Below are 26,531 nucleotides of genomic sequence, written 5' to 3'. Positions count from 1 at the left end.
GACTGATCCGTCCCATGAAAAAAAGCCCCGGCTTTGTCCCATTTCGGACAAATACGTTTTTTTGCGATGACTAAGCTAGCGCCTATTGCGCTGTCTTTTTTATTTGTTCGTGGCCTCGCGTGAGGCGAACGGCGTTCGACAACTGGGCCGCGACAAAATGGCGTCCAAGCGCAGAGAAGCAGTCCGCGGCTATGGGAGGGCAATGACGATGCGTTCCGCCATAAAAACAGTTTGCCGACAGATGCTGATCGTATTCGGGCTCTCCGCCGGTCCTTCAGACGTCGCCCAGGCTCAAAGTGCGCAATCCTCCTCGCTAACGGCCGAACAGACCTACGCTCTCGCGCGTGAAGCTTATCTCTATGGCTATCCAATCGTAAGCATGGACCTAACCATGCGTCAGGCGACCAATGTGCCCGATGGCGCCACGGTCAATATGAAGGCGCCCGTCAACCAGTTCGCCCACGCGCGGACCTATCCGAAAGCCGATGAAAAGGATGTCGTCCGGTTCAATTTCGATACGCTCTATTCGTTCGCATGGCTCGACCTTACACGCGAGCCTATCATCCTTTCTGTGCCGGATGCGGAGGGTCGCTACTACCTTCTTCCAATGCTTGATATGTGGACCGACGTCTTTTCCGTCGTCGGCACGCGCACGACCGGCAACAAGGCCGGCGCCTACGCCATTGTCGCTCCGGGCTGGACGGGAACACTGCCAGACGGCGTCGTAAAAATCGTGGCGCCGACTTCGGCGATCTGGATACTCGGTCGCACCCAGACCAACGGCCCGGCAGACTACGAGGCCGTCCACAAAGTGCAGGACGGCTACCAACTGACGCCGCTCTCGCAATGGGGCAAAGGCTACACGCCGCCCAAGAACATGGCTGTCGATGCGTCCATCGACAACACCACGCCGCCGTTGATCCAGGCGAACAATCTCGACGGCGTTGCAATGCTGACGCGGCTCGCGGACCTGATGGCGAAATATCCGCCGCATCCGAACGATTATCCGATCCTGTTCCGCCTCCGCCAACTCGGGCTCGAGCCGGGCAAGCCCTTCGACGCCGCCAGACTCGATCCTCGGACTAAAGATATCATCAACAAAGCGGCAAAGGAGACACTTGCCGCGATGCCAGTGTGGATGAAAGCCATGGTGGCGCCAGAGAACGGCTGGAATTTCGGCAGAGAGCATATGGGGACCTACGGAACCGCCTATCGATGGCGCGCGCTCATCGCGTTGGGGGGTCTCGGCGCCAACCTTCCTGAGGACGCAGTCTATCCCACGGCGTTCATCGATGGCGAAGGCAAGCCGTTCAGTGGCGCTAACAAATACCTGCTGCATTTCGACAAGGGCCTGACGCCGCCAGCCAACGCCTTCTGGTCCGTCACGATGTACGACAAGGAAGGCTTTCAGGTGCCAAACCCGATCAACCGGTTCGCCATCGGGGATCGCGATAAACTGAATTTCAACGCCGACGGCTCGCTCGACATCTACGTCCAAGCAGACTCGCCTGGAGCGGACAAGGAAGCGAACTGGCTGCCCGCGCCGAAGGACGAATTCCAACCGACATTGCGCATTTATTCCCCACAGCCCCAGGTCCTCGACGGAACCTGGAGTCCGCCGCCCTTCAAGCGGGTGAACTGAGGCGCGATCTTCCGGCGAGGAGTTCGTTTCGCTCCCGCCGCTGCAAATCGACTTTGCTCAAAGGAGGGACAAATGAGGAAAATTCATTTCCTTGTGGCATGCTCGCTGATGGTGTTCGGAGCGTCGGCCGCCGCCGCGCAGCAGGCGGCGTCAACGGACGAAGCACGCGAGATCGCACGGGAAACCTATATCTACGCCTATCCGCTCATCCTTTCGGAAGTGACATTCCGTGTGGGCAAGAATGTCGAGGTTCCGACCGGGACCAGCGCGCCGATCAATCAGTTCGGTCATATGCGGGAGTTTCCGGACCCGTCCTTCACCATCGTGGTTCGGCCGAACGCGGACACACTTTATTCCTCTCTCGGATACGACGTTTCGAAGGAGCCGCTGATCATCAGCGTTCCGGAGTCGGGCGGTCGTTATTACCTGCTGCCGTTCCTCGACTTCTGGAGCGATGTCTTCACGGTTCCGGGGACGCGCACCACAGGAAATGACGCGCAAACCTTTGCGATCGTCGGTCCAAACTGGCAGGGTCAACTTCCGGCGGGCGTCACGGAATACCGGAGCCCGACCGGGTCGGGCCTGTTGATCGGTCGAACCCAGACCAATGGCAAGGTGGACTACGAGGCAGTGCGCAGGTTTCAGGACGGAATGAAAGCCGTCCCGTTGAGCGCCTACGGCAAGCCCTACACACCGCCGAAAGGCGCGGTTGATCCGAAACAGGACAGAAGCGCGCCGCCCGACCAGATCGACAAAATGGACGCGGCCACGTTCTTCGCGATGTTCGCCGAACTGATGAAGGCGAACCCGCCGCACGCCAATGATTATCCGATCATCGGCCGGATGAAACGTATCGGCATCGAGCCCGGCAAGAGCTTCGATCTCGCGTCCGCACCGAAGGAGGTCCAGGACGCGCTGAACGGGGCGCCGGCCATTGCGCTCAAGCAGATCAAAGAGGCCTGGAGCAAATCCGGCGTACTCGTGAATGGATGGCGAACCAATGTGACGGCCATCGGCACTTACGGAACCGACTATCTTCACAGGGCCGGAGTCGCCTACGGAGGATATGGCGCTAACGTTATAGAGGATGCGCTGTATCCAACTGCGTTCGCCGACGCCGATGGTCAGCCCTTCAACAGTGAGAGGCGCTATGTCTTGCATTTCTCCAAGGACCAGATTCCCCCAGTGCGCGGTTTCTGGTCATTGACCATGTATGACGACCGCCAGCTGTTCACCGCCAATCCTATCGACCGTTATGCGATCGGCGACCGCGACAAGCTGGCCTTCAACGCCGATGGTTCGCTCGACCTTTACATACAGCAAGAATCCCCCGGCAAGGACAAGGAAGCCAATTGGCTGCCCGCCCCGAAGAGCGGCTCCTTCACAATGAATCTGCGCCTTTACTGGCCCAAGGCCGAGGCGACAAACGGCGCTTGGGCGCCGCCTCCAGTGAAGCCGGTGGATTGAATCTGAGAGGCGGCTTCGCCGTATGAAACTGAAACGACAGATCGAAAATCCGCGCGCAAGCTGGATGCACCGGCAATGCTAACGAATCACGGGGGCAGTCACTCTCGGCGACGAGAGACTGTCCCCATGATTGCCGGAAGCTCCGGCGCCCGCGAAAGTGGCGCCATCACGAGAAAACATGCAGGGCGCAACAGAATTCTTGGTCGCTGAACCAACGGAAACACCAGCGGACGCGCCGCAAAACCAGGAACTCGGGAGGGGGCGATAGCTATCAAGCGGATTGCATTGATGACTGCCGCCGTGTTCGGGGCGTCGCTCGTCGCGCCATGCTCCGGTCATGCCGATGAAACTGGCCTCAGCCTTTGGATTCCTGGGCAGTTCGGAAGCTTCGCCGCAGTCCCGGGCCAGCCAGGATTGGCGTTCACCGCGCTCTATTATCATCCGTCGGTCAGCGCGAGCGGTGAAAAGGCGTTCCTTCAAGGCGGGCGGTTTGAGGCTGGACTTCAAGGCCGGGGCGACCTCGTGTTCGCCGGACCGAGCTATATCTTCGCGACGCCGGTCTTGGGTGGGCAGGCGTCCGTCAGCCTGTTAGGCGTGGGCGGTCAAAGTTGGGCGCAAGTAGCCGCGACGCTGACTGGTCCTCATGGCAATGCGATATCTGGACAGCGCAGCCAATCCGTGACCTCGTTCGGGGACCTGATCCCGCAGGCCGCGTTGAAGTGGAATCAAGGCGTCAATAATTTCATGATTTATGGGGAAGGCGACATCCCGGTCGGCGATTATAATGCGACCAGGCTCGTCACTGTCGGCCTCGGGCATGGCGCAATCGACGGCGGCGCCGGCTACACTTATTTGAACCCCACGACGGGGTACGAATTTTCGGCGGTCGCGGGCGTGACCTACAATTTCATCAATCCTTCGACGCAATATCAGAACGGCGTCGACGCCCACCTTGATGTGGGCGCCTCGCGGTTCCTCAGCAAGCAGCTCAACGTGGGCATAGTCGGCTACGTCTTCCAACAAATCACGGGCGACCAAGGAGCTGGCGCCAGGCTTGGCGCGTTTCAATCCCGGGTCGCCGGAGTCGGCCCACAGCTCAACTACTTCTTCCCGGTCACTGACAAGATCGCGGGTGTGCTGAACGTGAAGGGCTACAAGGAGTTCGCCGCGGAGAATCGACCTGAGGGCTGGAACGTGTGGGCGACGCTCGTGTTCTCCGCCGCGCCGACACAGAAGCCGTGATTCAATACGCGATGAAATAGAAGTATGGTTCGATGTTCAGCGGCCTGAGCATTTCCGCCAGCTTCGCGACCGCGCTTTGAACGTTCCGACCGGTCGCATTGCAACGCAGGCAGGTCTGCCCCTTGGCGCTGACCAGTCTTTGCCAAATGATGGGCATTCGCTTCAGTTGCTGAGGCTTCGGTTCTTCGGCAGGCGCTCAAGGGCGCGCTGATCACTCCAAAAGTAAAGCATCGAGCCGCGATTACCGATCCGCACGCATTGGGCGCGTTCTTGCGCGCCGTCGATGGGTTTGATGGGCATTCTGACAAGCGGAAAAAAGGACTTCACGCCTTCCGATTTCACGCGAAACGTCGCGCAATTGACGGGGCTCGACTTGTTCGATCTCAAGAAAGTTGTTTCGCCCCTCGTCGCCGGCGGCTGGCTCGATCTGAACGATAAGCGGGCAAACGCGCCACGATGGGCGCTCGCGCCTGGTGTCGCAGAGCAGATGGAATAGCGAAGGCAGGAACGCGAACGGGAAAAGCAAGCGTTGGCGGAACTTATGGGATCGAGACGGCGGCCCCGTTAACTCTTCGATGATGCGCAGGTCCACCGCATAATCGCAATTTTTGCGCGTGCTAATCGCATTGTGCGGCGCTGTCCGAGGATCTGCCGCTTCTATTTGAATTGTGTTTCGGTCATAATTTCCGGCAATGAGGCAAATCCGCCATTTGCGTCCACGCTGTCTGCTTTTGGCGCCGGTTGGTGAGTGCACATCACTTTAGTTCGCCGATGAAATAACCCTCCAATAAGCGGTCGGCCGTCTCGGAATGGCGGCGGCCCTTGGTCTTGGTGTCGTAAGCTAACGAGGCTTCCCTGCCGCACCAAGTTTCGATGATCTCGGGCCGTGACGGATGGTCCGGCAGATAGGCAGTCACGTCATAGACCTTGCCATGAATGGCCATCCAACAGTTGTTGGGCGTGGCATGGGCCGCGACGTCCGTGAGCGTGTAGCCTTTCTGCACAGGGGTTTCGGTTTCAGCGAGGGTCTTTGGCGCCGAAAGTCCGGCCAGCCAAAAACCGCCGACCAGAATCCAGAATACCACCGTCGAAATGAGGTAGATTTTGCGCATCACAGGGGTCCGAAATTCTCGAAATGCATCCGGCGATAGGTGACGCCGCGCGTGCGAAGAAAATGAGCGAAAGTTTTGGTCATCGGCGGCGGCCCGCAAAGCCAGAATTCGCCCTTGCCGATTTCCTTGCCTGCGGGAAGGACGCTTTCGGGATCAATTGGTCCATCGCCCGTCGCCCTGAGCAGCAACGTCAATTTCGGCTGGGTTGCGGCGATCGCGCCGAGTTCATCGACGAAAAGCGCATCGGTTTCCGAGCGATAGAGATAGATTAACGTGGTCGAGCGGTCCACCTTGCCGGCGCGCAACAAAGACAGGAATGGCGTGATTCCGACGCCGCCGGCGATCCAATATTGAGGCGCCGGCGTGGATTCGGCGAGAAATTCGCCGAACGCGCCCTGAACGCGCGCAGGGACGCCCGGTTCGACGGCCTGGATGTTGCGCGTGCAATCGCCAAGCGCTTTCACCGCTATGCGAAATCCGGAAACGCCGTCGACCGAACTGACGGTGAACGGGTGAAACTCGCGGCAGCCCTTGAACCGCCGGGTCGATTGAAAGGCGATCAAGGCGAATTGTCCGGGCTTCGCCGCGATCGCTTCGCCGAGAGGCGCCAGGCTGACTTCGACTGTGTTGGGGGAGACGCGCGCAACTGAGCGGACGACATAGGGAGAAGCGCCAATGCCCCAGTCCTCGCGAATGAAGCGCCAGGCGAGCAGCGCGGAACTGATCACAAGGATCGGCGTGACCGGTTCGTCAATCCCCAGCAAAACGAGATGGACGAGCCCGGCCAGCACTGCGACCGCCAGCGCGGCATGGACGGGGCGGCGAATCTGATAGCGCAAGCGAGGGGCGAAGGTCGCGCCAAGCCCGGACATGAGCAGGAGCAAGGACAGCCATCCGGTCCAGACCGGCCAGCTTTCGCTGAAGGGAGAGAGAAGCTCCCATGCCTCCCGCGGGGCCTTCGGCAGGGAGGCGCCGGCGAGCAGCAGCGGATGCGCCAGCAGCATTATATAAGCCGTCATGCCGAGCCGATGATGCCAAGCATACATATTTTCCAGCCCGCCAAGCAGCGCCGCCAGGCGCGGTTCGCGCAGGACCAGAACGAGGCTGGCGAGAAGCATGCCGCAACCGGCCCATCCCAGCATGATCCCGATCTGTCGGGCCGGCGCGCCCCCATCGGGATAGGCCCAGAACACCAGCGCCGCGACGAAGGACAGGACCAGAATGGGAACCGACAGTTTGGCCAGGTCGCGCATGTCGTCCGCCGCCAATGTCAATCTCGGGAATCGGACGAGGGGCGCAGATGCGCGCAAGCGTCGCGGCCGTGATCGGGCAATGTCAGCCCCAGGCGCATGGCGCGTTCCTGCATCAGCCGGTGGTGCGCGACTTGGTAAGCGTGGCAATCGTCGTAATTAGCGAAGGATCTGATCGTCGCCTGATGCGCGATTCTCTCCTCCGGCGACATGAGCATCCAGCCGCGCGTGTTTCCCTCGTTCGCCCGCCATGGCCCGGCGGCTTGCGTCGTCGCCACCGAATAGCCAGCGAGCGGAAGAAGCAGCGCGAAAGAATAGAAACGATTGGCTCTTGTCACGAGAACGACGCCTCTTGATCGCTTCATGATCGCGTATCGCAATCAGCCAGTCGCTGACGTGGATCAAGATCGCGCCGCCGCGACAAGATCTTGAACTCGGCTTCATAGCGGCGCGCCGTCGGAACCGACATTATTTCCCTCGCGCGAAACACGACATGCATTCGTCAGGTAGCTGTATCGCACGCGTCGCGCAGATTTCCTTGATGCGAGCTTCGAGGGCAGCCTGATCGGAGCGATGAGATTTGTAATGGTAGCGACTTCCAGAGCCGCTACGGATTGCGAACAGAAACGTCCTACGTATGGCAATCGGCGCCCAGCGCGCACATATAAAAAACGCATCAGCCCCATCTTCACAGAAACGACTTTTACTGCCAAGCTGACGCAAATTATCAAGGGATCCGTTATTTTGTAATTCTTTAGCTGGTGGGCAGTATTGACCCGCCCCCGCTGACGACGTCCCCGGCGATCGTCGATAGCGATTCCTGCTGGGTGGCGGGCATTTTCGATGAGACACAACGCGCCGGAGTCAGGTCCGGAGACGCGGCTCAATTCGTCCTGATAGATTATCCCGACAAACGATTCACAGGCCATGTCGAGAGCGTCAACCGTGGCGTCGCAAATCACAACGCGGAAGGTTCGAACGCGGCGCTGGCCAATGTGAGTCCCTATTTATTTGAGTGCGCCTGGCGCGGCGCATTCCCGTGCACATCACTATCGACGCACCGCCGCCGAACCTCATGCTGGCGGCGGGCATGACGGCGACGGTGGCGGTCGGCCAGCCCTCGACCATCGCCGACGATCTCGCCTTCGCAATCCGATTCTGGACAGCGGGGAGCCACTTCTCGACTCTGGCCCCACCGCTATTGAACTAGGAGCGCGCTTATTGCCCTGTCCATCGGACAATAAGCGGCGGGAACCTAAAGTCAGAACGTGTAACGCGCGCCGAACGAGGGCGCCCATTCGACGTGATACAGATAGCCGCTTGCGAGGCCATTGCTCACGCTCGACCAAAACACACCCGCATAAACGTCGAAGTGCTTGTTGAAGTGGTAGTCGCCATAGAATGAAGCCGCGTCGAGTGTGCCCGAACAATTGGCCGCGGAGGTGTTGCTGCACGCGGCGACGACTTTTGCGGAGCCGGGCGCCGGGCCAACATAGGCGTTTTGCAGGACGTGATAGTACGACACCGTGAGATCCAGGTTGGGGTTATAGGCATATTTCACGCCCGTCCAAAAGTAATTGACACTCTTGTCGGAACCTACCGAGTGATTGTTGACCGAGCTCAGAGCGTATCCGCCCTGAACCTGCGCTCCGATGCCGAGAGAATCATGCGGGTTCTGCATGAGCACGTGTTCATAGCCGCCGAAGAATTTGAACTGGTTCCAGGTGTATTTCGCCGCAATCAACAAGTTTGTGTTGTCGGTAACCACCCCGGCCAGAGTATTGGCGTTAATGTTGCCCGTTGTGGTCTTAACGGCATTCTCAGTGCTGATGAAGGTGCTTGTGCCCGCGAGCTGGGCTGCGGACAGAATGCGCGCGCTGATGGCCTGGTTATAGTGGCCAGCAATGGCGTCCACCGACAAGCCCTGATAGTCGCCGCCCAGAATGAACTGGTAAGCGTCGTTATGGGGAGTATAGAGGATGGTGGGCGTATTGGCGTTGCCGACATTGCTTCCGCCCGATCCATCGGCGAATTTATACATGGCGCCAAAGTGAACCGGACCGTAAGAGACCTTGTATTTCAGTGAGTTGTCCCAGCGAACATTCTCGGTGTCGCCGCCGCCCGCGGCGGCGCCCGAAATGCCGATCACCGAGAATGCATAAGATCCGCCAGCCGGATCATAGGCGATCATCGTATCCCCGCCGAAGTTGCGATGGCGACCGAAAGTCAGCGTGCCAAAAGTCTTGGACGATAGACCGGCGTAAAGCCCGTCGTTGAAAGCCTGTCCCCCGCGCGAACCGTCGGCGTAATTTGAGTAAACATAGCGGCTCAAACCATTTTGGTTGATGAGCGAGCCGGGCGCGTTCGCCAATTGCCCGGACGTCGGCACAATACCGGCGCCGGCGTAGAACACGCCGGCGAGGCCGGGGAGGATTTCCTCCTCGCCTTTGAGCCCGATCACGCTTTGCTGCAGGCCGTTCGGCACAGGACCAAAATAGGCGCGGTTATTGTTCGGCCCAATCAGCGTGGCCGCCGCATAGATATTCGGGTTTGCCGGCAGGCCATGGCTCTGCCAGCCCGCGCCGGCGTCGATCGTGCCGAACAGGGTAATCCCATGCCAGGTGATCGGACCGTCGCCGGCAATTGCTTCGACCGGCCCCTTGGTCGCCGAGGCAAGAAAGGAATCGGACGCCGGGACTTGCGCCGCCCGTTTGGCCGCGCTCTGGCGCTCCAATTGATCCAATCGCTTTTCCAGCGACTTGTTGTGCTTCTTCAAGTCGGCGGCTTGCTGCCGAAGCTTCGTTATGTCGTCAGCGCGAGCGGCGCCATGCACGGTAAAAAACGGCGCGGCGATAACCGCCACGGCAATGAGCGGCTTCCTCAATTTCATCCTATCCTCCACGTAATTTTCAATCGGCATGAGCGGTTAAGTTTTATCTATGCTTCCGCTTTGCTTTTTTTTCGACGCTGCTTTGGCAATAAGCTACTACGCGACAGCAACATGGCAGCGCGCAATATTCTGATTTGTTTCACGTCAAATTGAATAAGTACTTATTCTACAAGAATGTAAATTTTTTTAATGGGTCTACGGTCCCATATTGGGGCGATATTACATTTTTAAATTATTGTGTTACATTATTGCCGCCAATAGCGCTGATTGAGGAATCTAGCGAAAAATTCGGCGAAGGCCTTTTGAAGCAAAGTTTTGCTTTGCGGAGCCTGCGTTGGCCGCCTAGACGTCAGCTGATCACCGCCTCCGCAAGTTGGCGCCACTCATCGAAATTTTTGATCACGTGGCCGCGCGGCGTCGCCGTGACGAGATCGAGTTGAACCAGACGCGCAACCTTGCGTCGGACCGTTTCCTTTGGAATTTTCAGCAATTCGGCAATGGCTACACCAGCGACCGGCTGGATCGCGACGCCGAATTTGCAAACCGACAGCCCCATTTGGCCGAGCGCGAGAAAGATCAATGCCTCGTCCGAAGCCAGCAGCAGACGCGTTCGCGCGCCGCCAATGGACTGCAACATTTGCATCAGCCGCTGCGAGATCGCATTGGCTTCCAAGGGCGGGGCGAACTCAGCTTGCGCGAAGTAGGAATGCGACATTGATGTTTCCCGTTGTTCCACGATTCACGCGCGTTTTTCGCCTGCGAACCAAATTCCGAAGGCGCGCTTGTTCAGACGAAGCGCATCGACACAGTGCCGAGATCCTGAAAGCGCACGGACACGTTATCGCCCGGATTGACGAGGAAGGCCTCAGTGACGCCGCCGGTCATGATGAAGGCGCCAGCGGGGATCTCTTGACCGCGTGCGGCAAGGTGATTGGCCATCATCGCCACGGCTGCGAGCGGATGACCGAGTACAGCCGCGCCGGCAGCCATTGACTTGATCTCGCCGTTGATCTCCAGCACGACGCCAAGCGTGCGCAGGTCGAGTTCGTCGAGATTGCGCGGACGCCCGCCGATGACGAAGCGTGAAGCCGAGGTGTTGTCGGCGATGACGCTCTTCAGATCGAATTTGAAATCACGGTAGCGAGAGTCGATCACTTCAACCGCGGGAACGACGAAATCGGTCGCCGCCATGACGGCCGCGATGTTGCAGCCGGGGCCTTTCAGCGCCGCCTTGGTGACGATGCAGATCTCGGCTTCAACCTTGGGATGAATCAGCTCGGCATGCTTGATCTCGCCGCCGTCAGGGCGCGCCATATAGTCGGAGACAAAACCAAACACTGGCGTCTCGACGCCCATCTGCTTCATCTTGGCGAAAGACGTAAGGCCCGCTTTCAGGCCAACGGTCTTGTTGCCTCGCGCCTCTTTGCGGCGGCGGATTTCGTCCTGAATGGCATAAGCGTCATCCCAATCCATGCCGGGATGATCCGCAGTGATCATCGTTACGTCCTGCGCCTTGAGTTCGGCGTTTTCCAGATACTCGGCGAGCGCGAGGATAGCTTTTGTGTCGAGGGTCATGACGATATTTTTCCCTTACGGAATCAGATGAAACGGACGGAGCAGGAGCCGAGCCCGCCGACGGAACAAACGAAACTGTCGCCGGCTTTGACCGGGACCAGCGGCGATTGCGATCCCGACAGGATCACTTCGCCCGCTTTCAGTGGAATGCCGAGGCGGCCGAGCGTATTGGCGAGCCAGGCGACCGAATTGACCGGCGAGCCCTGGACCGCGGCGCCTGTCGCTGTCGAGATGATCTCTCCATTCTTTTCGAGCACCATGCCGGCGAGGGCCAGATCGATATTGCGCGGGCTCTTGCGCACGCCGCCGAGCGTCAGAACGCCGCAGGAGGCGTTATCTGCAACCGTATCCTGAATCTTGATTTTCCAGTCCTTGATGCGCGAGTCGACGATCTCGAAACAGGGCATCACGAAATCCGTGGCCCGCAACACATCGGCGGCGGTAATGCCGGGGCCGATCAGATCGGCCTTGAGCACGAAGGCGACTTCCGCCTCGGCTTTCGGCGCAATCATCGAGTCGGCGCGGAGGGCATCGCCTTCGTTGAAGACCATTCCGGAGGTGATCTGGCCAAAGTCGGGCTGATTGACCTTCAACATTTCCATGACGATTTTCGACGTCACGCCGATCTTTTTGCCGATCACCGTCTCACCAGCGTCCACGCGGCGCTGGATCATGCGCAACTGGATTCGGTAGGCGTCCTCGATCGTGATCGCCTTTTCCCGATCGGTGAGCGGATCAACCGCCTTTCGATCGATGAGCGCCTGATAGAGTTCGTCGCCGTAGCGTTCGATCTTGGTCTTGTCCATGCTCAGTCTCTTTGTCCGTTGCGACCGATCAACAGCCAGCTGCGTGTTGTGCGCGGCCGGCGCGCGGGATCAGTACTTGACCATCACATTGCGTAGCTCGGTGTAGAATTCGAGCGAATGCAGGCCGCCCTCGCGGCCGATGCCCGATTGCTTCGAGCCCCCGAATGGCGTGCGGAGGTCGCGCAGGAACCATGAATTGATCCAGCACAGGCCAACCTCGATCTCTGTGCTGAGACGCATGGCGCGACTGACGTCCTGCGTAAAGACGGCGGTGGCGAGGCCATAGCGGTTGTTATTGGCCATGTTCACCACTTCCTCCTCCGTGTCGAACGGCTGGATGTGGCAGCACGGCCCGAAGATTTCCTCGGTCACGACGGTCGCGGTTTCCGGCAGCCCGGTCCAGATCGTCGGCTGAACCCAGCAGCCGTCCTTGAGATCGTCGGGCATATCGGGGACGCCGCCGCCGGTGACGATGGTCGCGCCTTCGTCCCTGGCCTTCCGGTACATGCCGAGCACCTTCTTCTGGTGGATCTTGCTCACCAGCGGGCCAATTCTTGTCGCGGGATCGAAGGGGCGTCCCGGCGTCATTGTCTCGGCCTTCTCCTTCAGCGCTGAGACGAACTTTTCGAAGATCGGTCGCTGCACATAGACGCGCTCGGTGCCGAGGCACACCTGTCCGCAATTCTCGAATACGGAGCGCGTCACCGTGTCGATGGCGACCTGAAAGTCGCAATCGGCGAAGACCAGCGCGGCGTTCTTGCCGCCGAGTTCGAGCGAAACGGGACGTATGCCGTCGGCGCCCGCCTTCATGATCGCGGTTCCCGTCTTCGTCTCGCCGGTGAACGTGATGCCGTTGACGTCCGGATGCGCGGTGAGGAAGGAGCCTGCGGAATCGACTCCGAAGCCGTTGACGACGTTATATACGCCCTTCGGCATGCCGACCTTGTTCATGACTTCGCCAAGCAGCGTCGCCGTCGACGGCGTGGCTTCCGACGGCTTGACGACGACCGTATTGCCACAGGCAAGCGCCGGTCCACATTTCCAGGTCATCAGCAGCAGCGGCAGGTTCCACGGACAGATGATGGCGATGACGCCCCGCGGCGTGCGCACGCCGAAGCTACGCGCCGCCTTGCCGTCGGGCGTGCGCATCTCGAAGGATTCGGTCGAGGCGTTCTTGATCGTGTCGGTGAAGATTTTGAAGTTGGCGGCGCCGCGTGGAATGTCGACATGCGAGGCGAGACGCGCCGGCTTGCCGGTGTCGGCGATTTCAGCCTGGAGAAAGTCGTCGAAGCGACGGTTGATCTCGTCGACGACGGCGTCAAGCATGTTGCAGCGCTCGACGACCGACAGCTTGCCCCACGGCCCTTTGAGCGCCGCCCTGGCTGCAGCCACAGCTGCATCAACTTCCGGCTTGCCGGCTTCATGCACCATGCCGATCAATGAATTATCGACGGGGTTACGCTTCTCGTAGGTCTTGCCGCTGGCGTTTTTGACGTATTCGCCGTTGATGAAATTCAGGATGTCAGTCATGTCGCGTCCCCGTCTCGTCGCATGGCGCGACCGCTGGCGTTGTTCGCCTGCGCGCCTATCGATGTTTTTTGGATGCCGATAAAATTCGCGGCGCCTTTTGCGGCCGCTCTGTGATGTTCGGACCCCGGCGCAGGTTGCGGCGCCAGGGCAAATGCGAGCAGAGTCGCGCCGGTCTCAGGTGACGACCGACAGGAAGGCCTCGTTGAGCTTGCGGTCGTGATAAAAGATCGCGGCGCCAAGCTCGTTTTCGGTCCAGGTGATGGTCGGTTTGTCCGGATACCAAATGTAACCGCCGGAAAACACCTCGTTGCGATTGCCCGACGGATCGAAGAAATAGATGGTCTGACCGCGGGTGATGCCGTGGCGGGTCGGGCCGATGTCGATCGAGGTTTTCGTGCGCGAGAGAATGTCGCCGGCGCGCAAGACCTGCTCCCAACTGTCCAAGTGAAACGAGGCGTGGTGAAACTTGCCTTTCGCCGGTTGGCGGATGAAGGCGACGTCATGCGCCTTGTTCGAACAGGTCAGGAAGACGCCGATCATGAAATCATTGTCCGGGCCAGCCATCACTTTCTCGGCCACGCCAAAACCCATCACTTCCGTGAAAAGCTTGACCACGCCATCGAGATCGTCGCCGTAAAGCAGGCAATGATCGAACCGCGACGGCGAAATGCCGTGCAGACCATCGGGCCAGGGATCGGGATTGACGTTTGCTCCGTCCGTGCCGCAGTCATTGCCGACATCGTCTTTTTCGGCAAAGAGCTCCATCGCGTGGCCGGTCGGGACGGTGAAGCGGAAGCGTTCGCCAGTATGGGGATGTTCGCCGGCTGGAATCCACTTCATATCCGAGCACAGGCCCGATTTCTCGATGTCGGCGGCAAGTTGTTTCAGCGTCGCCGACGAATCCACTTTCCAGCCCATATAGTCCATGCCGGACTGGTCGGCCTCGCGTAAAACCACGCTGTGGTGGTCGTGCTCGTCCCAGGCCTTGAGAAAGACGCGCTTGGTCTTTTCGTCGCGCGCCGTCACGTCGAGGCCAAGCACGTCCCGGTAATGCTTGAGCGCAGCTTCCAGGTCGAGCACGCGCAACGCGACGTGACCCGGCCGTAAAACTCCTTTGAGCGCCATAGACTTCCCCTTCGGTTGGTTATTCATTCTGTTCGCGATTGCAGTCAGGCGGCGTTCTTTCGCGATGGCGGCGACGGGAGCCGCGTTCCGCCGCCATCGAGCCCGAGCCCCGCTTCCTGCATTTCGTTTCCTTCGAGCCGTTGCCGGTTTGCTTTTCCACGTCGGCTCGATGGTCGCTTTCGTGTCGCTGGAATGCGGTCAGCCTTGATCGCCGCCGCCCACCGGCAAGACGGAGCCCGTGATGTAGGATGACTCTTCGGAGGCCAAGAATAGGATGGGCGCGACCTGCTCGGCGATCGTTCCGTAGCGACGCATGAGACTTGACTCCTTGGTCTGATCGACAATGGCCTGATACCAGGCCTTTTCGTCGTCGGACGGCTGGGCGAAGTTGCGCGGGATCTTCCGCGACGGCGCTTCGGTCCCGCCCGGAGCCGTCGCGTTGACGCGGATTCCATTCGCGGCTTGCTCCATGGCGAGCGACGCGGTGAGTGCGTTCACGCCTCCCTTGGCCGCCGCATAGGGAATGCGGAAAATGCTGCGCGTGGCGATGGACGATACATTGACGATCACGCCGGCCCTTTGTTCGATCATGGCCGGCAGAGCGGCGCGGCAAGCCCAAAGCGTCGGGAAGAGCGAGCGACGGATTTCGCTCGCGATCTGCTCCTCGGCGTAATGCTCGTAAGGCTTGGTCCAGATGGTTCCACCGACATTATTAATGAGCACGTCGACCCGCAGGTGCCGTCTGAGCGTCTCGTCAACCATGGCTTCGGCGCCCGCGAAGGTTTCGAGGTCCGTCTCAAAGGCGCTGGCCTCGCCGCCCGCGGCGACGATTTCCGCCGCCGTCTCCTGAACCAGCGGCGAGCGGTCGACGAGGACGACCTTGCCGCCTTCGGCCGCGACAGATTCCGCCACGCCCTTGCCAATTCCCTGCGCCGCGCCGGTGACGATCACGATCTTGCCGAGGAAACGCGGCGCCCGTTGCCCCGCGCTCACTTCGCCGCCTCATGGGTCGCGGAGAATTTCTCGAAAAGGAAGTTCTTCGGCGTCACGCCGAGTCCCTCGCACCAGTGACGCACGCCTTCGACCATGGGCGGCGGACCGCAGACATAAATATCGACGTCGCCGCCATTGAGGTCCGCGGCGGTCAGGTGATTGGTGACATAGCCGAGTTTTTCATGGCCGCTTTCCTTGTCGACAACCACGGTGAAATAGGAGAAATCCGGCAGCGCCTTTTTCAGCTCGTCGAGCGCTTCGAGTTCGACGAGATCGGCGTTGCAGTTGACGCCATAGGCGAGCCGGATTGGCTGCGACGTCGGATTGTCCTTCAGCCAGAGCAACATCGACAGGAAAGGCGCGAGGCCCGTGCCGCCGGCCAGCATCAGGATTGGCCGCTCGGGCTTGCGCAGGTAGAAACTGCCGTAGGGACCGATAAAGGTCATCCGATCGCCGGCAGCCGCTGTTTCGCGCATGAAACGGCTCATCAGGCCGTCGGGGACGTCGCGGATCAGGAAGGACAGTTCGCTCTGGTTGGGCGCGGAGCTGAAGGAATAGGCGCGCGTGTCCGAACGGCCGGGAACCTGGAGATTGACATATTGTCCCGGCAGGAAGGCGACGGGCTGCTCGGCCTGTAGCGAAAAGGTCACCGTCGTGGGGGAGTCGCGTCCGATGCGTGAAATACTGGCCTCATGCGCGGCGATTTCGATCTTGCACGCGCTCGAGTCGACCGGGATTTTGACGACGCAGTCGGACAGCGGCCGCATCTGGCAGGTCAGGACATAGCCCGTAGCAGCCTCGTCCTCGGTCAATGCGTCCTCGATATAGTCACCCAGCGTATAGTCGCCGCTTTCGCAATGGCCTTTACACGTGCCGCAGGCGCCGTCGCGGCAATCGAGCGGAATGTTGATTCTCGCGCGAAAGGCGGCGTCGGAGACGAGTTCATTGGCTTCGCAGGACACGATCCGCGTCACGCCGTCCTCGAATTGCAGAGCGATATTGTAAGCCATCTCGGCGATCTCCTTCCTGATCTTGTTTGTTTGCTTTCGGTCGTTGCGCGACGGCCAGGAACACGGGACATTTGCGGAGCTTGCGGGCCATTGCGACGAGCTTGAAGATCGCCGCAATGGCCGTGGGGGGGTGTTGGGAGGCGCCGCCCGCCCTGTTCGTTCAGATGAAATAGACGTCGAGGACGTGGTGAACATAGTCGTTCTTCAGAACGACATATTTCTTCTTGATCTTCGGCTTCGGGCCGCTGGTGTCGATTAAATAAGTAGCCGTGCCGAAATAGACGTCCACGATATTGTAACGGAAGGCGTGGGTGGTCCAGAAGAAGCAGACCTCCACCGCATTTCCCGTACGCGCCGTAACCTCGATATTGGTGATGGCGCGATTATAACGCGTGTCCGGAATGGTGGCGCTGGAACGCTCGGTCTCAATGCGGAAGACGCGATCCTCCAACCCGTTTCGGTTCGGATAATAGATCAGCGACACTTCCTTGGTCGGATCGGTCGTCAACTCGTCATCGTCATCCCAGGCCGGGACGTGGAAGTTCACGTCATCGGCGTAGAAGTCGAGCCAGTCGGCCCAGCGTCCTTCCGCCTGGGCGCGCGCCTCCGCGTAAAGGAAGGCGACGGTTTCTTCGTAGGACAGGCTCATTTTCCGCTCCGTTCTTCTTGTTCGCTGCGCAAGGCCTTTTCCATGGTCTGCAGCCAATATTTGTGCTGAATCACATAGAGGCCCTCGTCCTCGGTCTTCACGCCGGATAGCTCGGGATGGAGGCCGATGACCTTGGCGTTTTCGTCGGGGCCCGGCACCCAATGGGTTGCGCCGCGCGTCATGTCGCTCCAGCGCACCGCGCGGGCGTTGAAACCGTTCTGGCAGGCGCGGAATTCCTCCAGATCGTCCGGCGTGGCCATGCCGGTGGCGTTGAAGAAATCCTCGTACTGGCGCAGGCGGCGTTCGCGCGCTTCCGGCGCTTCGCCCTTGGGCGCGATGCAATATATGGTCGTCTCGCTCTTGTTGACGGAGATCGGGCGGATGACGCGGATCTGCGACGAGAACTGATCCATCAGATAGGCATTGGGATAGAGGCAGAGATTGCGCGACTTGCGCAGCATCCAGTCGGCCCACGCCTCGCCAAATTTCTGGACGAATTCATCGCGCATGGACCAGAGCGGCCTGTCCTCCGGATTGGCCCAGTTGGTCCACAGCAGCATATGGCCGTTCTTGAACGAATAGGAACCGCCGCCCTCGCGCGCCCACCCGCCGGCGCTCATGGCTCGAATGGTGTCAACCTTGCCCTCGGTTGAGCGGCGCCCCTGGGTGGCGGCATAATTCCAGTGCACGGCGGTGACGTGATAGCCGTCGGCGCCGTTTTCGGCCTGAAGCTTCCAGTTGGCGTCGAATGTATAGACGCCGACGCCGCGCACGACCTCGATGCCATCCGGGGCCTGATCGACGATCATGTCGATGATTTTCGCCGCCTCGCCGAGGAAGTCGGCGAGCGAGGGCACGTCGGGATTGAGGCTGCCGAACAGGAAGCCGCGATAGTTTTCAAACCGCGCGACCTTGTTCAGGTTGAGCTTGCCCTCGGCGTTGAAATCCGGCGGATAGCCAGCGTCCTTGCTCTGGTCCTTCACCTTCAGCAGCTTGCCGTTATTGGAAAAGGTCCAGCCGTGGAAGGGGCAGGTGAAGCTGGACTTGTTGCCCTTCTTGTGCCGGCACAGCGTCGCGCCGCGATGGGTGCAGGTGTTCAGGAAGGCGTTGAGCTGGCCCGTCTTGTCGCGGGTGATCATCACCGGCTGGCGGCCCATGTAAGTGCTGAAATAATCGTTGGGATTGGGGATCTGGCTCTCATGCGCGAGATAGATCCAATTGCCCTCGAAAATATATTTCATTTCAAGTTCGAACAGTTGCTCGTCAGTGAAAACCGAGCGATCGATGCGATAATCAAGCGTCGCCGGATCGTCCTTGAGCATGCCGTTGAGTTTCTGCACACTATTTTCATGAATAGTCATTGAGTGTCCTCCTCGTTGCTTGCGCTGCCGCGTGACGGTTTTTTTGGCGCGGGCGTGACTTCATCGACCGGAAAAGCCGAGAGGCCTCCGTTGCGATGGACGCGTAGATCATGTTGCGATTTGAGCGGTCGGGCCGGCCGGAGCCGGCGCGTCGAACGATCAGGATGGACTGCGAGTCGTCATCTTTGCTCTCCCATGCGAGGCGCCATTTGCAGCGCCGGCTGCTGTCGATCAAATCGTCGCTTTGCAGCTGTTGCGGCAGATAGGAGCAGGGACCATGCCAGTCGATCGACAATAGCTGAAAATATCGATTATTTTCATTTCGGGCGATGAGGTGGAAACAGCGCCCTGTTTTAAAGGGTCGTTGATTTATAACGGGAAACTCCGCGATGGCCCCATAATGGAGATATGCAGCCGTCGAAGCTTGCGTCGGTGGCGAATTTCGCCTTTGCCTGAACGTCGGCGCAGGAGACGCGAAAAATGCGTCAAATCGTCGATTGGCGCGGCGCCACCGCTTCGCCCTATGAATCATTTCGTCGGTTGGAGCCGCAGACCCGCAAGCCGCTTACCGCCCGCCGGATTACGTGTTAGCCTTCGCTCAACAAAAAAACGACTTTGGGTGGAAATAGCGATGATCGCGACAGTGCGACCGGATTCGCGGAGGCCTGAATGACGCCGCCGCGGGGCTCCGTGATCGCGCCGCAGGCTGAGGCTTCGCTCGCGGCGCCGGAAATGAACGATCCCCCTATCTTGCCCGACCTGGCCGACCTGACGGGCCGGCTGCGTTTTTCGATGCAGGATGGACGGATCTGGCTGGACGACCAGCGCATGCTGTTGGTTCACGCCAAATCGCTCGGCGCATTGCGAAGCGAGATGATTGAAACCTTCGGCCTCGACGCGGCGCGCGGGCTGCTCACCCGCATGGGCTATCGCGCCGGCGTGCATGATGCGCAAATGGCGCGCAAGGTGCGCTCGTCCACATCGATGAAGAACATGTTCGTCGTCGGCCCGCAGATGCATTGCCTCGAAGGCATTGGACTGTCGCAGGTCGTGAAGCTCGAATTCGACGTCGAACGCGGCGAGCATTATGGCGAATTCCTCTGGACCAATCCGGTGGAGGACGAAGAGCATATCCGCCACTTCCTCGTCGGCGCCGAGCCAGCGTGCTGGATGCAGACTGGCTATGCCTCCGGCTTTTCGACGGAATTCATGGGACGTCCGATCCTCTATCGCGAGGTGGAATGCCTTTCCATGGGCCACAGCGCCTGCCGCATCATCGGCAAGCCGGTCGAGGAATGGGGTCCCGAGGCGGAGACCGACCTGCGCCTGACCATGCCGGGCCTGTCAGGCGTGGCGGCGACACCGGAGGAAGGATCCCGGGAGGCGGCGCGTCTCGTCGCGCCCATCCTGCCGCCCGACCAGGGGGGCGAGGATGCGGGCGGGAAGGCGGAAAACCCGATTGGCGTGTCTCCGAGCTTCAACTCGGCCTTGCACATGCTACGGCGGGTCGCGCCGACCCAGGCGACGGTATTGTTTCTTGGCGAGAGCGGGGTCGGCAAGGAAGTTTTCGCCCGCACCCTCCACCGGTTGAGCGCACGCCGGGAGAAGCCCTTCGTAGCGCTGAATTGCGCGGCCATTCCGGAACATCTGGTCGAATCGGAGCTTTTCGGCGCCGAGCGAGGCGCCTATACCGGCGCGACGCAAAGCCGGCTCGGGCGTTTCGAGCGGGCCGACGGCGGAACATTGTTCCTCGATGAAGTGGGGACCCTGACGCTTGGCGCGCAAGGCAAACTTTTGCGCGTCCTGCAGGAAGGCGAACTGGAGAGGCTCGGCGACACCCAGACACGCAGCATCGATGTGCGCGTTGCGGCTGCGACCAATGTCGACCTGCGCGAGGAGGTGCGGCAGGGCCGGTTTCGCGAGGACCTGTTCTTCCGCCTCAATGTCTTTCCGATCCTCATCGCACCCTTGCGCGAGCGCCACGAGGATATTTCACCGCTGATGACCCATTTCCTCGCCAAATTCAACGCCCGGCACCAGCGGCGGATCAACGGCTTCACCCGTCGCGCGGTCGACGCCATGCTGTCCTATCGTTGGCCCGGTAATATTCGCGAGCTAGAAAATGTCGTCGAGCGCGGAGTGATCCTCGCGGCCGACGATGGACCGATTGATACGCCGCAACTCTTCACCAGCGGCGAGCGTTACGACGACCGGCGTTTCGAGATCGACGAGCAAGGCAGGATCGTCAGCGCCGACGCGGCGGAACAAACGCGCAGAAACGCCGCCGTTGGCGAAGACGAGCGAATTTTCGCACGGATCGACAACCTGCTCCATGATGAGGGCGGCGAAGCCGAGCCGGTGTCGATCGACCAATTTGAAACGATATTGTTGAAAAGGGCGATGAAGAAGGCGCGGGGCAATGTGGCCGCGGCGGCGCGCCTGTTGGGCATTACCCGGCCGCAAATGGTCTATCGACTGAAAAGCCGCAGCATCATGCAGGAGAGCGAAACGCCGTGAGGCCGCCTCTCCGGGCGGGTGTCCCCAGGCGGGCCTCCACCGTTTCGCAAGGGCGGCAAGAATAATATATCGACAAAATTAAAAAAAACGATATTTCTTGCGCCGCAATACGGTGATGGGATGATTGTCGTTCCGCTTCCAGGAAAAAACAATGACAGCCGAAATTCTCGCTAATCCTTTCAAGGCCGCGCTGAAGCAGGGCGATCGGCAAATCGGCCTGTGGCTCGCCATGGCCGACTCCTATAGCGCGGAAATCTGCGCGGGATCAGGCTTTGACTGGCTCCTGCTCGACGGAGAGCATTCGCCTCTCGATCTGCGGACCATGCTGGCGCAATTGCAATCCGTCGCGCCCTATCCGACGCATGCCGTGGTTCGCCCGCCAACCGGCGATCCCGTGCTGATCAAGCAGATGCTCGACATCGGCGCGCACTCTCTCCTCATTCCCATGGTCGATACGCCGGAGCAGGCGGAAATGCTGGTGCGCGCGACGCGCTATCCGCCCCAGGGTTTTCGCGGCGTAGGCGCGGGCATCGCTCGAGCGGCGCGATGGGGGCGGACGCCTGATTACCTCGATCGGGCCAATGACGAAGTCTGCCTGCTCTTGCAGGTCGAAACGCGCACAGGACTGGAAAATCTTGAGGCCATCGCCACGATCGACGGCGTCGACGGCGTTTTTCTCGGCGCCGCCGATTTGTCGGCCTCGCTCGGTCACATCGGCCAACCGCAACATCCAGAAGTTGTCGCGGCCATGGAACGGGCAATAAAATTGATTCTTGCGTGCGGTAAGGCCCCCGGCCTGCTCGCGACGGACGAAACCGTCGCCTCGGCCTATCTGGCCCAGGGCGCGCAATTCGTCGCGGTCGGCGTCGATGCGCTTCTGCTCGTCCAGGCCACACAGACGCTGGCGCGGCGGTTCAAGAGCGGGCTGCCGGGACCCCGCTCGGCGGGTTATTGAGCGAGAACGACGTGGAGGCGACGCGCGCTACGTCGGGCGATCGAAACGCCCGCCAGGGAAAGATTCGATTGAACGAGCGCGGGGAAAACGGCGGCGCCATGCCCCTGTCTGAAGACATGGGGCTTCCCATTCCGCGACCGGCGCCGCGCCGGCGGGCGCAATCGCCGAGGATCATTCGCCAAGGCGCCTTGGCGTCAGGTCGTCGCGCGAAAATCCTCGGGTTCCAGCAGGCGCGAGACAAAGAATCCTGCCACAAGCCCCCAAAAGGCAGCGCCAATATTGAACAGGCCAAGATCCGCCGTAGTCACGAGAAAGGCGACCAAGCCGCCAAGCGCAAAACGTTCCCTGAAGGCACCGATGAAGGCCGATTGCAGCACGCGCAACATGGCGAGGCCGGCCAGGGTCATGACGAAGGCTTTCGGCGCATTGAGCATCAGCCGCGTGAAGCTGGGCGCCATCAGGCCGAAGACCACGGAAAACACGCCGACCGCGATACCCGCCGTATATTGGCGTTTCGCTATTCCAGACGAAACCAGAATGGCGTTCGTCGGTCCGGCGAGGCAGGTTGAGACGCCGCCAGCCAGGGCCGACAGCAGGGAGCCGACGCCGCAGGCGACCGTGGTGGAGTCGACCGGCGGTTCATGGCCGGCGTTGCGCAAGACCGCGTAGCCCTGCCCGTTTTGCACCACCAATACCGTGATGGCCAGCGGCACGGTCAGTTCCACCATCGCGGCCCATGACAATTGCGGCGTCTGGATTATTGGATGCGCCAGTTGCAGCGGGCCGAGCGACGAGGGGTCGAGGCGACCCAGCAGCAGGATCGCCATAGCGCCGACCATGAGCGCGCCGAGGATCGGCGGCAGCGCGCGCGACAGGCGTGGCGAAGCGGAGAGCCCGAGCCAGGCCAGCGCCATCGGCCCGGCGATGGCGACATCGGAGTGCAAGGCGCGGATGAGATCCAGCCCAAAGCGCAAGAATACCCCGGCCACCATACCCATGACGACGGGCATGGGTATGAGCTTCATGGCGCGCCCGACCCAATCGGTCGCGCCCAAGGCCACAGTGATGAGGCCGGTGGCGTAAAAGGCGCCGAGCACTTGCGGAAATGTCAGGTGCTGCAAGGCTGGCCCAACCAGAACTGTCCCGGGAATGGTCCAGAAAAAGGCCATCGGCTGGCGATAGAGCCAGGAAAAGAAAATCGTGATGACGCCGTTGACGAAAAAGACGGCGAAGACCCAGGACGCCAATTCCGCTTCCGACAGGCCGCCCTTCGAGCCGACGGCGAGAATGATGGCCACCGGCGCCGTGGCCGCGAAAAGCCAGCCGATAAAGCCGTGGGCTACATAGGCAAAGTCGAGGTCGGCGATGATCTGCCGCAGGCTCGGCGGCGGAAAATGCGGTCGTTCAAGATGAGAAAACATCGCGGGGTGTTTCATGATCGTTTCGAGTGTACGCAGAGTTCGCTGGCGTCGCGTTCAGACGGGGATTTTGCCGGCGTCCCGGGAAGGCCGCACGCCGGCGTCGCGGGGCGCGCAAGCGTGGCTGCTTTCCAGATGCCTGAAGCGGCGCCTGTGATAAAAGCGACATCGATCATGCCGCCTCCTCGCCACTGGTCGGCACTGTATGTAGACAAAATCTGAATGTACGATAATAGTAAATTATCAGAACAGGCTGTTCGGAAAAGCGAATAATGGCGGCGGACCTTGGTGATCTGACGGCTTTCGTGACGGTGGCGCGTACGGGCGGATTTCGCGACGCGGCGCGGGCGAGCGGCAGCAGCGCATCCAGCCTCAGCGAAGCCGTGCGCAGGCTCGAAAACAGGCTTGGCGTCCGTCTGCTCAACCGCACCACGCGCAGCGTCGCGACAACGGAAGCCGGCGCCCGTCTGCTTGACCGGCTCGGCCCGGCCCTGGGAGAGGTCGAGGCGGCGCTCGACGTCGTCAATGGCTTTCGCGATAGACCGGCAGGCACGCTCAGACTGAACGTGCCGGTCGTTACGACGCGCCTCATCCTGCCCCACATCGTTCCACCCTTCCTCGCCGCCTACCCCGACATCCGCCTTGAAGTGATCGCCGACGATGACCTGGTCGACATGCTGGCGGCCGGTTGCGACGCAGGGATTCGCTATGAAGAGCGGCTTGAGCAGGACATGGTCGCAATTCCCATCGGCCCGCGCGAGCAGCGCTTCGCAACCGCCGCGTCTCCGGCCTATCTCGCGCAGCGCGGGCGTCCCGATCATCCGCGCGAGTTGCTCGACCACGCATGCTTGCGAGGTCGGTTCGCAAGTGGCGCGACGCCCATCTGGGAGTTCGAACGCGACGGGGAGGTCGTGAAGGTGGATCCGACCGGTCCGCTGATCTTCCGAATAGGGGCCGCGACCTCCCTTGCTGTCGATATGGCGGTCGCCGGCGGCGGCGTAGTTCATCTGTTCGAGGATTGGCTGCGTCCTTATCTCGATAACGGCGCATTGGAGCCCGTTCTCAAACCTTGGTGGCAACGTTTCTCAGGACCGTTCCTCTACTATCCAGGCCGTCGCCATATGCCGGCCCCGCTGCGCGCCTTCGTTGACTTCCTCCGTCCGCAGCATCCGTGGCCTTGACGTAGAAACAACGAATGGTCGTTTGCGCCATAGCAGATAAGCATTCGGACGTAGGACGCGCATCGACGAGATCGACGTTCAGGCGTCCAAGTGAGGGGGCCGGATTTCGCGCTGCCCGTCCGAAACCTCATTCGAGTCGCGTGGGGTTTTGGGATCGACCTAACTATATGTCCTAACCAAAAAAGCGTAAGCGTCCGGTCGCTTTTTTAGCTGACCTTGCCTTTTGATCTGGCGTAAGCGGCCTTCCCAAGGGCTCGGCGCTTAGCGAGTTTGCCCACGCGGACAATGATCTCGCCTTCCGAGATGTCATTCGGATTGAAGACGTCGCCATTCCACTCGCATGCTTCGGCGTGTTCGGGGTGGTTGGGATCGGCCATGACACCGAGGAAGTGGTCGAAGCCTGGTTCGCCGCCAACATCTTCGGGCGGCGCGCGGTTGGCGCCGTCGATAAAGCACGGATAGTCGAGCGCCGGGTCTGCCGGACCGACGGCCTCGACGAGGATCGTGTGGCGCCAGTCGTCGCCAAAATCATAGGTGTAAGTGAATTTGGCGACGCCGGCGTCCAGGAGTTTGCCGAGCTTGGCGTTTCGCGCGTCGCCGATCTTGATGAAGTCGCCCTGCGGATCGGGAATGCCATGTCCCAGCCGGCCTCAAGCAGAGTATCAATTGTCGACAGACTCAAACTGCCACAGACAACGAGAGCCAGAATGGCGTCGATTTAATTCTGTTCATTCAGAGTGACCTCCATGTCGCCGCTCGGTGGCGCGAGGCAATAGGCGTCTTCTGGACCTCGGTTCGGGCCAATGGTTGTGAAATTCAACGTGACATAATGAACGCCGTTGCGGGTCGCGACTTTCCTCGAAGCAATGTTCAGAACGTCAGCTGGGCCTCCGGCAATTTTCGCACGACGCGCAATTGCTTTTCGGAGCGCCGTGTTGCAGCGCTCCTCCGCAATCTTGGGGCTCATTAGCGCGGGAGTCATGAAATTTCGCTTCGTGAGATCGTCCGCAATCGAGAACCAATAATGGTAAGGTCGGCCACCGTCGTTAGGATAGCAGGTCAGGAAAAACCTCTGCCCTTGGCCGATGTAGCCGCCACGGCTTAGGCGTGCACATCGATGGTCTTCCCGCAGAATCCTCAGGGCAACCTCGTGAATCGAATCCTTGACCAATTGCGTCGTTACGGACCAGCCACTCACATCGACGAACAGGCAGCGCTTCTCATCCAGAGTTGAAACCTGTTGAATGAATTTGCGTTCGATCCAGCCGCTGCGTTCGACACCGTTGGGCGGCCAAGCCGGCGGTTGGATTCGGACACGAACCCAGTCGCCCGCTTGTTCGAGGATGTGGAATTCATATCGAGGATCAAGCAATAACGGTTTTTTATCCCAGGTTTCCACGGGAATCCGGCCCGGATTGGCGAAGACAGCAACGTCTTCGCGATTGACGATCGCCAATCCGAGCGCCGGATCAGCAGGGGCGCAACCAGGCCGGAGGTCGGCTTGCGGGTTGATTGCTTCGACCGCCGCCGCCCCTCCCCTCGCAGAAAGTTCAATCGCTGGCTTTGCGGGAGTTGGCGAACTCGATTGAGGGCTCGCAACTGCGGACGCGAATTCGTGGGACCTGTCGGGTGAAATATTCGGCTTCCGCGTGGCGCCAATATATAACGCCAGAAACATCAGGGCCGGTGTAAGCAAGGCTGCCGCGCCTGTCAGTGCGTCGCGTAGATCCTTTTTTTTCTTTGCATTTCGCGCATTGTCTCTCAGTTCATCCCCCAATGGATCGAGACAAGCCCATTAACTTCCTCGC

25 protein-coding genes are annotated in these 26,531 nt (G+C 60.3%); 8 read left to right on the top strand and 17 right to left on the bottom strand.

Annotated elements, in window-relative coordinates; translation table 11 throughout:
• Positions 1–202 precede the first annotated feature (202 nt).
• The 3 genes from QM467_RS12505 (at position 203) to QM467_RS12495 (ending at position 4,351) form a co-directional block, all read left to right on the top strand.
• Entirely contained in the window at positions 203–1,642 is a 1,440-nt protein-coding gene (locus QM467_RS12505) for a DUF1254 domain-containing protein (RefSeq protein WP_283366663.1), read from the top strand.
• Positions 1,643–1,714: 72 nt separating this feature from the next.
• On the top strand, positions 1,715–3,109 hold the full coding sequence (locus tag QM467_RS12500) for a DUF1254 domain-containing protein (protein ID WP_283366662.1): 1,395 nt from the start codon (positions 1,715–1,717) through the stop codon (positions 3,107–3,109).
• Positions 3,110–3,397: 288 nt separating this feature from the next.
• Positions 3,398–4,351 (top strand): SphA family protein, encoded by a 954-nt coding sequence (locus QM467_RS12495; RefSeq protein ID WP_283366661.1) that lies wholly within the window; start codon positions 3,398–3,400, stop codon positions 4,349–4,351.
• 1 nt (position 4,352) lies between these two features.
• Here QM467_RS12495 and QM467_RS19920 read toward each other — a convergent pair whose 3' ends face one another.
• Positions 4,353–4,508, bottom strand: a complete 156-nt coding sequence (locus QM467_RS19920; protein ID WP_446737771.1) for a DUF2703 domain-containing protein — start codon at positions 4,506–4,508, stop codon at positions 4,353–4,355.
• A gap of 135 nt (positions 4,509–4,643) precedes the next feature.
• On the opposite strand from QM467_RS19920, the gene QM467_RS12490 reads away from it, so the two are divergent.
• Positions 4,644–4,847, top strand: coding sequence for a hypothetical protein (locus tag QM467_RS12490; RefSeq protein WP_283366660.1), 204 nt, complete (start codon positions 4,644–4,646; stop codon positions 4,845–4,847).
• 259 nt (positions 4,848–5,106) lie between these two features.
• On the opposite strand, the gene QM467_RS12485 is transcribed toward QM467_RS12490, so the two are convergent.
• The 3 genes from QM467_RS12485 to QM467_RS12475 are packed head-to-tail and all read right to left on the bottom strand — an operon-like array spanning position 5,107 to position 7,078.
• Positions 5,107–5,463 carry a cytochrome b5 domain-containing protein gene (locus tag QM467_RS12485; RefSeq protein WP_283366659.1) on the bottom strand — a complete coding sequence of 119 codons (357 nt, stop codon included), beginning with the start codon at positions 5,461–5,463 and terminating at the stop codon, positions 5,107–5,109.
• Positions 5,463–6,716, bottom strand: a complete 1,254-nt coding sequence (locus QM467_RS12480; protein ID WP_283366658.1) for a ferredoxin reductase family protein — start codon at positions 6,714–6,716, stop codon at positions 5,463–5,465. The genes QM467_RS12485 and QM467_RS12480 overlap by 1 nt, the downstream gene beginning before the upstream one ends.
• A gap of 17 nt (positions 6,717–6,733) precedes the next feature.
• Complete coding sequence (locus QM467_RS12475; protein WP_283366657.1) at positions 6,734–7,078, bottom strand: hypothetical protein; 345 nt, start codon at positions 7,076–7,078, stop codon at positions 6,734–6,736.
• A 674-nt stretch (positions 7,079–7,752) separates the two neighbouring features.
• On the opposite strand from QM467_RS12475, the gene QM467_RS12470 reads away from it, so the two are divergent.
• Positions 7,753–7,923 (top strand): hypothetical protein, encoded by a 171-nt coding sequence (locus QM467_RS12470; RefSeq protein WP_283366656.1) that lies wholly within the window; start codon positions 7,753–7,755, stop codon positions 7,921–7,923.
• 51 nt (positions 7,924–7,974) lie between these two features.
• Here the strand turns inward: QM467_RS12470 and QM467_RS12465 are convergent, their stop codons facing one another.
• The 10 genes from QM467_RS12465 to benA all read right to left on the bottom strand — a co-directional run bounded on the left by QM467_RS12465 (position 7,975) and on the right by benA (position 18,652).
• On the bottom strand, positions 7,975–9,603 hold the full coding sequence (locus QM467_RS12465) for a porin (protein ID WP_283366655.1): 1,629 nt from the start codon (positions 9,601–9,603) through the stop codon (positions 7,975–7,977).
• A 349-nt stretch (positions 9,604–9,952) separates the two neighbouring features.
• A complete protein-coding gene (locus QM467_RS12460) occupies positions 9,953–10,318 on the bottom strand; it encodes a hypothetical protein (protein WP_283366654.1) in 366 nt (121 codons plus the stop codon).
• A 71-nt stretch (positions 10,319–10,389) separates the two neighbouring features.
• Positions 10,390–11,178: a 2-oxo-3-hexenedioate decarboxylase gene (gene dmpH / locus QM467_RS12455; RefSeq protein WP_283366653.1), complete on the bottom strand. Its 789-nt coding sequence runs from the start codon at positions 11,176–11,178 to the stop codon at positions 10,390–10,392.
• A 23-nt stretch (positions 11,179–11,201) separates the two neighbouring features.
• Positions 11,202–11,984, bottom strand: coding sequence for a 2-oxopent-4-enoate hydratase (gene dmpE / locus QM467_RS12450; protein WP_283366652.1), 783 nt, complete (start codon positions 11,982–11,984; stop codon positions 11,202–11,204).
• A 69-nt stretch (positions 11,985–12,053) separates the two neighbouring features.
• A complete protein-coding gene (locus QM467_RS12445; protein ID WP_283366651.1) occupies positions 12,054–13,514 on the bottom strand; it encodes a 2-hydroxymuconic semialdehyde dehydrogenase in 1,461 nt (486 codons plus the stop codon).
• Between the two features lie 174 nt (positions 13,515–13,688).
• Entirely contained in the window at positions 13,689–14,639 is a 951-nt protein-coding gene (locus tag QM467_RS12440) for a catechol 2,3-dioxygenase (RefSeq protein ID WP_283366650.1), read from the bottom strand.
• Between the two features lie 198 nt (positions 14,640–14,837).
• On the bottom strand, positions 14,838–15,632 hold the full coding sequence (locus tag QM467_RS12435) for a 1,6-dihydroxycyclohexa-2,4-diene-1-carboxylate dehydrogenase (protein WP_283366649.1): 795 nt from the start codon (positions 15,630–15,632) through the stop codon (positions 14,838–14,840).
• Positions 15,629–16,642 (bottom strand): benzoate 1,2-dioxygenase electron transfer component BenC, encoded by a 1,014-nt coding sequence (gene benC, locus QM467_RS12430; RefSeq protein WP_283366648.1) that lies wholly within the window; start codon positions 16,640–16,642, stop codon positions 15,629–15,631. Before benC ends, QM467_RS12435 begins: the two co-directional genes overlap by 4 nt.
• Before the next feature lie 160 nt (positions 16,643–16,802).
• Positions 16,803–17,291, bottom strand: a complete 489-nt coding sequence (locus QM467_RS12425; RefSeq protein ID WP_283366647.1) for an aromatic-ring-hydroxylating dioxygenase subunit beta — start codon at positions 17,289–17,291, stop codon at positions 16,803–16,805.
• Positions 17,288–18,652: a benzoate 1,2-dioxygenase large subunit gene (benA, locus tag QM467_RS12420; protein WP_283366646.1), complete on the bottom strand. Its 1,365-nt coding sequence runs from the start codon at positions 18,650–18,652 to the stop codon at positions 17,288–17,290. Before benA ends, QM467_RS12425 begins: the two co-directional genes overlap by 4 nt.
• A gap of 669 nt (positions 18,653–19,321) precedes the next feature.
• On the opposite strand from benA, the gene QM467_RS12415 reads away from it, so the two are divergent.
• The gene (locus QM467_RS12415; RefSeq protein WP_283366645.1) at positions 19,322–21,169 is read left to right on the top strand and encodes a sigma-54-dependent Fis family transcriptional regulator; all 1,848 of its coding nucleotides are present in this window, start codon (positions 19,322–19,324) and stop codon (positions 21,167–21,169) included.
• A gap of 151 nt (positions 21,170–21,320) precedes the next feature.
• Complete coding sequence (gene hpaI, locus QM467_RS12410; RefSeq protein WP_283366644.1) at positions 21,321–22,124, top strand: 4-hydroxy-2-oxoheptanedioate aldolase; 804 nt, start codon at positions 21,321–21,323, stop codon at positions 22,122–22,124.
• A gap of 194 nt (positions 22,125–22,318) precedes the next feature.
• Here the strand turns inward: hpaI and QM467_RS12405 are convergent, their stop codons facing one another.
• Positions 22,319–23,560, bottom strand: a complete 1,242-nt coding sequence (locus QM467_RS12405; protein WP_342395126.1) for a benzoate/H(+) symporter BenE family transporter — start codon at positions 23,558–23,560, stop codon at positions 22,319–22,321.
• 254 nt (positions 23,561–23,814) lie between these two features.
• On the opposite strand from QM467_RS12405, the gene QM467_RS12400 reads away from it, so the two are divergent.
• The gene (locus QM467_RS12400; protein WP_283366643.1) at positions 23,815–24,723 is read left to right on the top strand and encodes a LysR substrate-binding domain-containing protein; all 909 of its coding nucleotides are present in this window, start codon (positions 23,815–23,817) and stop codon (positions 24,721–24,723) included.
• 206 nt (positions 24,724–24,929) lie between these two features.
• On the opposite strand, the gene QM467_RS19915 is transcribed toward QM467_RS12400, so the two are convergent.
• Together QM467_RS19915 and QM467_RS12390 are read right to left on the bottom strand one after the other, a co-directional pair.
• On the bottom strand, positions 24,930–25,289 hold the full coding sequence (locus QM467_RS19915; RefSeq protein ID WP_446737773.1) for a plasmid pRiA4b ORF-3 family protein: 360 nt from the start codon (positions 25,287–25,289) through the stop codon (positions 24,930–24,932).
• Positions 25,290–25,441: 152 nt separating this feature from the next.
• Positions 25,442–26,500, bottom strand: a complete 1,059-nt coding sequence (locus QM467_RS12390) for a hypothetical protein (protein ID WP_283366641.1) — start codon at positions 26,498–26,500, stop codon at positions 25,442–25,444.
• Positions 26,501–26,531: the final 31 nt, after the last annotated feature.

Source organism: Rhodoblastus sp. 17X3, from assembly GCF_030056575.1.
Taxonomy (GTDB): domain Bacteria; phylum Pseudomonadota; class Alphaproteobacteria; order Rhizobiales; family Beijerinckiaceae; genus Rhodoblastus.
The sequence above is the reverse complement of the archived record's forward strand: the minus strand, read 5'-3'. Positions and strand labels throughout refer to the sequence as shown.